The sequence below is a fragment of the Grimontia sp. AD028 genome (assembly GCF_000973155.1).
Taxonomy (GTDB): domain Bacteria; phylum Pseudomonadota; class Gammaproteobacteria; order Enterobacterales; family Vibrionaceae; genus Enterovibrio; species Enterovibrio indicus.
The window spans coordinates 1-9,558 of the sequence record NZ_LASY01000168.1 but is presented as its reverse complement, the minus strand read 5'-3'; the positions used below and the strand labels follow the sequence as shown (position 1 = coordinate 9,558).

Here is a 9,558-nt window from a genome sequence, read left to right as displayed (position 1 = left end):
CAGGTCGTTTGGGTATACATACCCGTCAACTTCTAATTATTGAAGACAAAAAGTTCGTAGACACGACCTATTTTAAAATTTGCGTCTAAAGTCAGAGGGAAGAATGAAAGTTCAGCAAAAAATTGAGCGTAAGCTCAACACCGCATTTTCACCGGTGCATTTGGATGTAAAAAACGAAAGTTACATGCATAACGTCCCTGAAGGCTCAGAAAGTCACTTTAAAGTGACTGTGGTCAGTGAACAGTTTGAAGGGCAACGCCTTATCGCTAGGCACCGTGCGGTAAACCAGACCCTGAGTGAAGAATTGCAAAATGATATCCATGCACTTGCAATTCATACTTATACTGAAGAAGAGTGGCGCGAATTAAATGGTCAAGCACCCGTCTCCCCGCCATGTCACGGTGGTTCGGTTTTAGACGCCGAATAGACCAATAAGTAAGGGCTGTTTCAAACAGCCCTTTTAGCGCAGAAAGGAAAATCGCTTCTGAATATCAGATGCCAAGCAACGGGACAGTGACTGTCCCAAAGTATGAGCAAATGTTAAATAAATTGGGTGTATCCAGCTGTTCAAGATAGCAACAGGTCCAAGTGTCAGATGTTGATTTTGTAACAATTAATCCACATCACATTTGCACCCTAAACTGTGCACCGCCTCATACTTATCGCTTACAATTGAGCATAGTTTGCTCAGTTGCTGAAAATTCAGGGTGTATCACGGTGATTGCCGTGGAATCACGACTTTGGTTAATGATAGAATCCACCGCTTGAAAACTGACCCCATGCCTTGAATTGTTGCGGGTTGGTGATGAGGAAGTTGCGAAGGTGAGCGAATGAGTCGCTCAGCTAGACAGTGGAAAGTCGTGTATTAAACTGCGCAATAACAGAATTTTTTCCCGTTAATGTAGTGCAAGTGCGTATGATTACAATAAAAAAGGGTCTGGACATCCCAATTGCCGGGACTCCAGCTCAGGTGATAAATGATGGCCCTGCCATCAAAAAAGTCGCCTTGCTTGGCGAAGAGTACGTTGGCATGCGTCCAACGATGCATGTTCGTGTTGGGGATGTAGTGAAAAAAGGTCAGGTTCTTTTTGAAGACAAGAAGAACCAAGGCGTTAAATTTACTGCTCCTGCAGCGGGTACTGTGGTTGAAGTTAACCGCGGTGCAAAACGTGTTCTTCAGTCTGTTGTCATCGAAGTAGAAGGCAACGAGCAAGTCACTTTCAACAAATACGAAGCCTCCGACATCGCAGGCCTGGATCGTCAAGTGGTCGTAGACCAACTTGTTGAGTCAGGTGTGTGGACGGCGCTCCGTACCCGCCCATTTAGCAAAACACCAGCGGTTGACGCAAGTCCTGCAGCTGTTTTTGTTACAGCGATGGACTCAAACCCTCTGGCTGCAAACGCAGAGCTGATCATTAATGAACAGCAAGAAGCGTTTGTAGCAGGTCTGGACGTGCTTTCACGCCTGACCGACGGTAAGGTGTTTGTGTGTAAAGGCGAATCCAGCCTGCCGCGTAGCAACCAAGCCAATGTGGAAGAGCAAGTGTTTAATGGTCCTCACCCAGCAGGTCTGGTTGGTACCCACATTCACTTCTTGCGTCCTGTTGGTATGGACGTGCAGGTTTGGCACCTGAACTATCAAGACGTTATCGCTTTCGGTAAGCTTTTCCTCACTGGTGAAGTTTACACAGATCGCGTCGTTTCTCTGGCAGGTCCGGTTGTTAACAATCCTCGTCTCATCCGCACGCAAATCGGTGCTTCTATTTCAGACATCACTGACAATGAGTTGATGCCTGGTGAAATCCGTCTCATTTCTGGCTCCGTACTAAGTGGTACGAACGCTGGTGGTGTTCACGGTTACCTCGGTCGCTATCACCTTCAGGTGAGCGCGCTTCGTGAAGGTCGTGAAAAAGAACTGTTTGGCTGGATTACTCCAGGTAAGAACAAGTTCTCCGTTACCCGCGCATATTTAAGCCAGTTCTTTAAAGGCCAGCTGTTCAACATGACCACTACCACAAACGGTAGTGAGCGCTCTATGGTGCCAATCGGTAACTACGAGCGTGTGATGCCTCTGGACATCGAGCCGACTCTGCTGCTGCGTGATATCTGTGCAGGTGACCTGGACAGCATGTCTCAGCTGGGCGCACTGGAACTGGATCCTGAAGATCTTGCTCTGTGTACTTTTGTTTGCCCTGGCAAGTACGATTTTGGCCCTATGCTCCGCGAGTGCCTGGATCAAATTGAGAAGGAAGGGTAAGCGATGAGCCTGAAGAATTTTCTTGAAGATATCGAGCATCACTTCGAGCCGGGTGGTAAACACGAGAAGTGGTTTGCGCTGTACGAAGCAGTAGCGACTGTTCTTTACACCCCAGGCCTAGTGACCAAACGCGGTGCGCACGTTCGTGACAGCATCGATTTGAAGCGCATCATGATCATGGTGTGGCTGGCTGTATTCCCTGCCATGTTCTTTGGCATGTACAACGCTGGTAACCAAGCCATCATGGCACTGAACTCTATGTACGGTGCAGAGCAACTGGCAGCAGTTGTTGGCGGTAACTGGCACTACTGGCTGACAGAAATGTTGGGCGGTACGCTGACACCAGATGCTGGCTGGGGCAGTAAAATGGTACTGGGTGCCACTTACTTCCTGCCTATCTACGCAACGGTATTTATCGTGGGCGGCTTCTGGGAAGTCCTGTTCTGTATGGTGCGCAAGCACGAAGTCAACGAAGGTTTCTTCGTTACTTCTATCCTGTTTGCATTGATTGTTCCGCCAACACTTCCTCTGTGGCAAGCAGCACTGGGTATTACCTTTGGTGTTGTTGTAGCAAAAGAAATTTTCGGTGGTACCGGTCGTAACTTCCTGAACCCTGCACTTGCTGGCCGTGCGTTCCTGTTCTTTGCATACCCTGCACAGATTTCAGGTGACCTGGTTTGGACTGCGGCTGACGGTTATTCAGGTGCGACTGCGCTGAGCCAGTGGGCTCAAGGTGGTCAAGGTGCGCTGGTTAACAACATCACAGGCCAAGCAACCTCTTGGATGGATGCATTCATTGGTAACATCCCTGGCTCAATCGGTGAAGTGTCAACGCTGGCAATCTTCATTGGTGGTGCAATGATCGTCGCGATGCGAATCGCATCTTGGCGCATCATTCTGGGTACCATGATTGGTCTTGTAGCTACAGCGACCCTGTTCAACATCATCGGCTCTGACACCAACCCAATGTTCAGCATGCCATGGCATTGGCACCTGGTTCTGGGTGGTTTCGCGTTCGGTATGATGTTCATGGCAACTGACCCAGTTTCCGCGTCGTTTACCAACAAAGCGAAATGGTGGTACGGCATCCTGATCGGTGCGATGGCAGTGATGATTCGTGTGGTTAACCCAGCGTACCCAGAGGGTATGATGCTGGCTATCCTGTTCGCGAACCTGTTTGCGCCGCTGTTCGACAACCTGGTAATCCAGGGCAACATCAAACGGAGACTGGCTCGTGTCAAGCAATAACGATAGCATTAAAAAAACGCTGACCGTAGTTATCGCGCTGAGCCTCGTGTGTTCAGTCGTGGTATCGTTCGCGGCCGTTTCTCTGCGTCCTCTGCAAGAGAAAAATGCCGTGCTGGACGTACAGCGCAACATCCTTTCTGTTGCTGGTATCGATGCGAACGGCAACATCACTGGAACCTTTGACAAGTTCATCGAACCACGTCTGGTTGACCTGAAAACAGGTGACCTCGTAGGTACTGTTGAAGAAGCGAAGGCTTTTGACCAACGCATTGCAGCGTCTGACCCATCTCAGTCAGTAAAACTGACTGCAGACAAAGATATCGCCAAGATTGGCCGCCTGTCTGACATCGCCAAGGTTTACTTGGTGAAAGACGACGCGGGTCAAACTGAGCGTCTGATCCTGCCAGTACATGGCAGTGGTCTGTGGGGCATGATGTATGCTTTCGTTGCACTGGACACAGACGGCAAGACCGTTTCTGACATCGCTTACTACCAGCACGGTGAAACTCCGGGTCTGGGTGGCGAAGTTGAAAACCCTCGCTGGCGTGCACAGTTCGAAGGCAAACTGCTGTTTGATGACAAAGGCATGCCTGCGCTGAAAGTTGTTAAAGGCGGTGCTCAACCTGGAGATGTTTACGGTGTAGACGGTCTGTCAGGTGCGACTCTGACTTCAAACGGTGTACAGCACACCTTTGACTTCTGGTTTGGTGACAACGGCTTTGGCCCATTCCTGAAGAAAGTTCAACAGGGAGAGCTGATCAATGGCTGATTCTAAAGAACTGAAAAAGAATCTTTGGTCTCCAGTACTGGATAACAACCCAATTGCCCTTCAGGTACTGGGTGTGTGTTCTGCACTGGCAGTAACCACCAAGCTGGAAACAGCGTTCGTAATGACCCTTGCGGTAGTTTTCGTAACGGCATTCTCGAACCTGTTCGTATCGCTTATTCGTAACCACATTCCAAACTCTGTGCGTATCATCGTTCAGATGGCGATCATTGCATCGCTGGTAATCGTGGTAGACCAGATCCTTAAAGCTTACGTTTACGACATCTCTAAGCAGCTGTCGGTATTCGTTGGCCTGATCATCACCAACTGTATCGTTATGGGTCGTGCAGAAGCGTACGCGATGAAGTCGCCACCGCTGCCATCATTTATCGACGGTATCGGTAACGGTCTGGGTTATGGTTTCGTACTGATTTCTGTTGGCTTCTTCCGCGAACTGCTGGGCTCAGGCAAGCTGTTCGGCGTGTCAATTCTGCCTCTGACTTCAGAAGGTGGTTGGTACCAGCCAAACGGTCTGATGCTTCTGGCCCCATCAGCGTTCTTCCTGATCGGCTTCCTGATCTGGGTTGTGCGTTACTTCAAACCTGAACAAGTAGAAGCGAAGGAGTAAGGACGTAATGGAACATTACATTAGTCTGCTGGTTCGTTCGATTTTCATCGAAAACCTGGCACTGTCTTTCTTCCTGGGTATGTGTACTTTCCTGGCAGTATCCAAGAAAGTAAAAACCTCTTTCGGTCTAGGTGTTGCGGTAATCGTGGTACTGTCTGTGGCCGTTCCGGTTAACAACCTGATTTACAACCTGGTACTGAAAAACGGTGCGATTGTTGAAGGCGTGGATCTTAGCTTCCTGAACTTCATCACTTTCATCGGCGTTATCGCGGCACTGGTACAGATCCTGGAAATGGTTCTGGACCGCTTCTTCCCGCCGCTATACAACGCACTGGGTATCTTCCTGCCACTGATCACAGTGAACTGTGCAATCTTCGGTGGTGTATCTTTCATGGTTCAACGTGACTACAACTTCATGGAGTCTGTGGTTTACGGTTTCGGCTCTGGTGTGGGCTGGATGCTGGCGATTGTTGCGCTGGCAGGTATCCGTGAAAAGATGAAGTACTCTGACGTACCACCTGCACTTCGTGGTCTGGGTATTACCTTCATCACTGTAGGTCTGATGGCGTTAGGCTTTATGTCTTTCTCCGGTGTTCAACTGTAAGTCGGGTAAACCGCGAATTAAGGAATAGTCAATGGACATTATTCTTGGTGTAGTGATGTTTACTCTAATCGTACTGGCACTGGTACTGGTGATTCTTTTCGCCAAGTCCAAGCTGGTACCATCAGGTGACATCACGATCGCTGTAAACGGCGATCCAAGCCTTGCAATCACCACGCAACCAGGCGGTAAGCTTCTGAGCGCGCTGGCTGGTGCAGGTGTATTCGTATCTTCAGCTTGTGGTGGTGGTGGCTCATGTGGCCAGTGCCGCGTGAAAGTGAAATCAGGTGGTGGTGATATCCTGCCAACTGAACTTGACCACATCAGCAAGGGTGAAGCACGTGAAGGTGAGCGTCTGGCCTGTCAGGTAGCAATGAAAACTGACATGGACATCGAGCTCCCTGAAGAAATCTTCGGCGTGAAGAAGTGGGAATGTTCTGTTATCTCTAACGATAACAAAGCAACCTTCATCAAAGAGCTGAAGCTTCAAATTCCAGACGGCGAGTCAGTACCGTTCCGTGCTGGTGGTTACATCCAGATCGAAGCGCCTGCTCACCACGTTAAGTACGCAGATTACGATATTCCAGAAGAATACCGTGAAGACTGGGAGAAGTTTAACCTGTTCCGTTACGAGTCCAAGGTTAACGAAGAAACCATCCGTGCATACTCAATGGCGAACTACCCAGAAGAGTTTGGCATCATCATGCTGAACGTGCGTATTGCGACGCCACCACCTAACAACCCAGACGTACCACCAGGCATCATGTCTTCGTACATCTGGTCACTGAAGGAAGGTGATAAGTGTACGATCTCTGGTCCGTTTGGTGAGTTCTTCGCGAAAGACACAGATGCAGAAATGGTATTTGTGGGCGGTGGTGCAGGTATGGCACCAATGCGTTCACACATCTTCGACCAGCTGAAGCGTCTGAAGTCTAGCCGTAAGATGTCTTTCTGGTACGGTGCGCGTTCTAAGCGTGAAATGTTCTATGTAGAAGATTTCGATGGATTGGCAGCAGAAAACGAAAACTTCGTTTGGCACTGTGCTCTGTCTGATCCTATGCCAGAAGATAACTGGGATGGCTACACTGGCTTCATCCACAACGTGCTGTTCGAGAACTATCTCAAAGATCACGAAGCGCCAGAAGATTGTGAGTACTACATGTGCGGTCCTCCAATGATGAACGCCGCTGTGATCGGCATGCTGAAAGACTTGGGTGTTGAAGACGAGAACATCCTACTGGATGACTTCGGTGGCTAATCGCCCCGCTGTCTGAAGGAGATAATGGCTGGCCTTAGGGTCAGCCATTTTGCATCTAATCAGACAGAATCATTGTTTTCTGAATGGCTTTTCTAGCTCACCAAAGTCGAAAGTGATTCTTTCTGATCTCTTTTATAATCAACTGGATGATGTAATGAAAAAATTCCTGTTGTCTGCCGGTCTAATGATTAGCGCATTGCTGGTTTTGACTGGATGCGAACAAGCGCCTCAGCAAACACACCTGACAGGTTCCACCATGGGAACCTATTACTCGGTGAAATATGTTTCTGAGATGGAGCTTCCTGCTTCCAGCGATATTCAGGCGGAAATTGATGCACGTCTGGAGTTGGTCAACGATCAGATGTCTACGTACCGCAAGGATTCTGAACTGAGTCTGTTTAACCAGCAAAAAGGCAGTGAACCATTTACTGTGTCGAAAGACACGGCAAAAGTGGTCGCAGAAGCGATTCGTCTGAACCTGCTATCTGATGGCGCATTGGATGTCACCGTTGGCCCATTGGTTAACCTTTGGGGTTTTGGTCCTGAAGGACGTCCTGACCGTGTTCCAACCGACGAGCAGATTGAAGAGCGCCGTGCAATGACAGGGATTGAGTTCTTGTCTGTAGAGGGTAACAACCTGATCAAAACCAACCCGGGCCTATACGTCGATTTGTCATCGATTGCTAAGGGCTTTGGTGTCGATGTAGTGGCAAACTATCTGGCGTCACTGGGTATCGATAATTACTTGGTTGAGATCGGTGGTGAGCTTCAGCTAAAAGGTAAAAATGCAGAAGGGCAGCCATGGCGTATTGCCATCGAAAAGCCAACGTCTGAACAGCAAACAGTGCAGGAAATCATTGCACCGGGTGATATGGCAATCGCCACGTCAGGTGACTACCGCAACTATTTTGAAGAAAATGGTGTTCGTTACTCGCACACTATTAACCCAGCAACAGCCAAGCCAATCAACCATCGTCTTGTGTCGGTAACTGTACTGGATAAGTCTTGTATGACGGCGGATGGCCTCTCTACGGCCTTTATGGTGATGGGCCCAGATGCGGCGCTTGCATTAGCGAACCAGGAAAATATTCCTGCATTTTTCATCGTAAAGACGGATAATGGATTTAACGAAGTCGCATCGGATGCGTTCAAACCATATCTAACACGTTAAAGGTAATAAGATGTCTGTGTATCTGATAACCTTCGCGGTATTCATTCTGGTGATTACTGGTATGTCTATTGGCTTCATTATTCAGCGCAAAACGATCAGCGGAAGCTGTGGTGGTTTGGGCGCAGTGGGTATCGAGAAAGAATGTGATTGCCCTGAGCCGTGTGATGCGCGCAAGAAGCGTGAAGCTCGAGCAGCGAAGACTGAAGAGTGGAAAAAGAACCAAATCATCTAAATTGGAAAAACCGCCGAAAGGCGGTTTTTTTATGATCTCAACAGGTTTCTCCCCTGAGCTTTCGCTTCGTAAAGCTTGTCATCCGCTTCTTTCAGTAAGAGTCCGAGAGACTGGTTTCCACTCGCAAGCCCGATGCTCACAGTGTACTTGATGATTTGGTCATTATATTCGATAACTGTGCGTTCAATTTCCTGCCGAAATGCTTCCAGTTCAGCTTGAAAAACATCGCTGTTTTCCGTGCAGAGAACCACGAACTCTTCACCACCGAATCTTGCCGGAAGCGCTGAGGAAAACGCCATGTTCAGTGTCCGCCCCAGATATTTCAGTACATGGTCGCCGCCATCATGTCCGTAGGTATCATTGATGTTCTTGAAGTTGTCGATATCAATCATTGCGATACTTTTATGAGGGGCGGGATTTTCGTCGGTAAAGTTAAAGAAATATCGACGGTTCCAAAGACCGGTAAGATGGTCACGGTTAGCTAAAAAGTAGAGTTGCTCACTGGCATCCTGCATATTCAGTTGCGAATGAATGCGGCAATAAAGCTCTTCTTGGTTAAATGGCTTATTGAGAAAGTCATTGGCGCCTGCTTTGAGAAACTGCGGAATGAGGTCGGGATTATCCGACGCTGAAAGGCCTATGATCGCCAGTTCATCACGATCGTTATTCATTCTTAGGTGCTGGGTAAGTTCAACGCCATTCATCAACGGCATGTCATTATCGGTGATAACAAGGTTTACGTTCCATACGTTATCCATCACCTCGAGAGCCTCGATACCATTTGAGGCGGTGTGAACCGTGATGTATTGACGCTCAAGAAGGTCTTTCAGAAACTGGGTGATGGCAGGAGAATCATCAACAACCAGAGCTGTCTTGTCGATGTTCTGGACTAAACGGTTTAGCAAAGGAACCAAAAAGGCGAGAGAGACCGCGCTGTCTTTCAATATGTAATCGACAATCCCTTTACCAAGAAGCTCCTCTCTGAGCTCTTTGTCCCCATTTCCTGTTAACACTATGACCCGATGCCCAGCTTCAAGCACAAGGTCAATCACTTCGCCTTTAGGGGCATCAGGCAAGCAGAAATCGAGAACCGCGCTGACAAAACTAGGCTTGGTTTCCAGATAAGCTTTCGTTTCCGCGAGGCTGCCAAAGACGACGGGCTCGAATCCCGCATCTTCTAACAGAGAGGAAACGTAACTTTGAAATGTCGGACTGTCATCGACAACCAGTACCTTGCGACTCATCATCATGTTGCGCACCTTTTTCTGGGGTCTCATGTTGTCCCAGATTGGAATCAAAAGTGTCGTTTCTAATTATACGTTTAACTATAGCCTAGGGGCTGCTGACCTTTGGTGATGATTTTTGCAGCAGTTTGTGGGGATTTTATGCAAGGCAGA

The 9,558-nt window shown here is 48.5% G+C and carries 10 protein-coding genes; 9 read left to right on the top strand and 1 reads right to left on the bottom strand.

Annotated features, from left to right (window positions below; all coding sequences use genetic code 11):
• Nucleotides 1–103: 103 nt before the first annotated feature.
• From bolA to nqrM, 9 genes are all read left to right on the top strand, one after another.
• Nucleotides 104–427, top strand: coding sequence for a transcriptional regulator BolA (bolA, locus tag RN22_RS23855; protein WP_002537036.1), 324 nt, complete (start codon nucleotides 104–106; stop codon nucleotides 425–427).
• Between the two features lie 489 nt (nucleotides 428–916).
• Complete coding sequence (locus RN22_RS25075) at nucleotides 917–2,257, top strand: Na(+)-translocating NADH-quinone reductase subunit A (protein WP_002537037.1); 1,341 nt, start codon at nucleotides 917–919, stop codon at nucleotides 2,255–2,257.
• Nucleotides 2,258–2,260: 3 nt separating this feature from the next.
• Entirely contained in the window at nucleotides 2,261–3,505 is a 1,245-nt protein-coding gene (locus tag RN22_RS25070) for an NADH:ubiquinone reductase (Na(+)-transporting) subunit B (protein ID WP_002537040.1), read from the top strand.
• On the top strand, nucleotides 3,492–4,274 hold the full coding sequence (locus RN22_RS23840) for a Na(+)-translocating NADH-quinone reductase subunit C (RefSeq protein WP_002537041.1): 783 nt from the start codon (nucleotides 3,492–3,494) through the stop codon (nucleotides 4,272–4,274). Before RN22_RS25070 ends, RN22_RS23840 begins: the two co-directional genes overlap by 14 nt.
• Nucleotides 4,267–4,899: an NADH:ubiquinone reductase (Na(+)-transporting) subunit D gene (locus tag RN22_RS23835; RefSeq protein WP_002537043.1), complete on the top strand. Its 633-nt coding sequence runs from the start codon at nucleotides 4,267–4,269 to the stop codon at nucleotides 4,897–4,899. The genes RN22_RS23840 and RN22_RS23835 overlap by 8 nt, the downstream gene beginning before the upstream one ends.
• 7 nt (nucleotides 4,900–4,906) lie before the next feature.
• Entirely contained in the window at nucleotides 4,907–5,503 is a 597-nt protein-coding gene (gene nqrE / locus RN22_RS23830; RefSeq protein WP_002537045.1) for an NADH:ubiquinone reductase (Na(+)-transporting) subunit E, read from the top strand.
• 31 nt (nucleotides 5,504–5,534) lie between these two features.
• On the top strand, nucleotides 5,535–6,758 hold the full coding sequence (nqrF, locus tag RN22_RS23825) for an NADH:ubiquinone reductase (Na(+)-transporting) subunit F (RefSeq protein ID WP_002537048.1): 1,224 nt from the start codon (nucleotides 5,535–5,537) through the stop codon (nucleotides 6,756–6,758).
• A 154-nt stretch (nucleotides 6,759–6,912) separates the two neighbouring features.
• On the top strand, nucleotides 6,913–7,929 hold the full coding sequence (locus tag RN22_RS23820; protein WP_046308417.1) for an FAD:protein FMN transferase: 1,017 nt from the start codon (nucleotides 6,913–6,915) through the stop codon (nucleotides 7,927–7,929).
• Between the two features lie 10 nt (nucleotides 7,930–7,939).
• A complete protein-coding gene (gene nqrM, locus RN22_RS23815) occupies nucleotides 7,940–8,161 on the top strand; it encodes a (Na+)-NQR maturation NqrM (RefSeq protein ID WP_002537052.1) in 222 nt (73 codons plus the stop codon).
• A 29-nt stretch (nucleotides 8,162–8,190) separates the two neighbouring features.
• Here nqrM and RN22_RS23810 read toward each other — a convergent pair whose 3' ends face one another.
• Complete coding sequence (locus tag RN22_RS23810; RefSeq protein ID WP_002537053.1) at nucleotides 8,191–9,411, bottom strand: response regulator; 1,221 nt, start codon at nucleotides 9,409–9,411, stop codon at nucleotides 8,191–8,193.
• Between the last annotated feature and the right edge of the window lie 147 nt (nucleotides 9,412–9,558).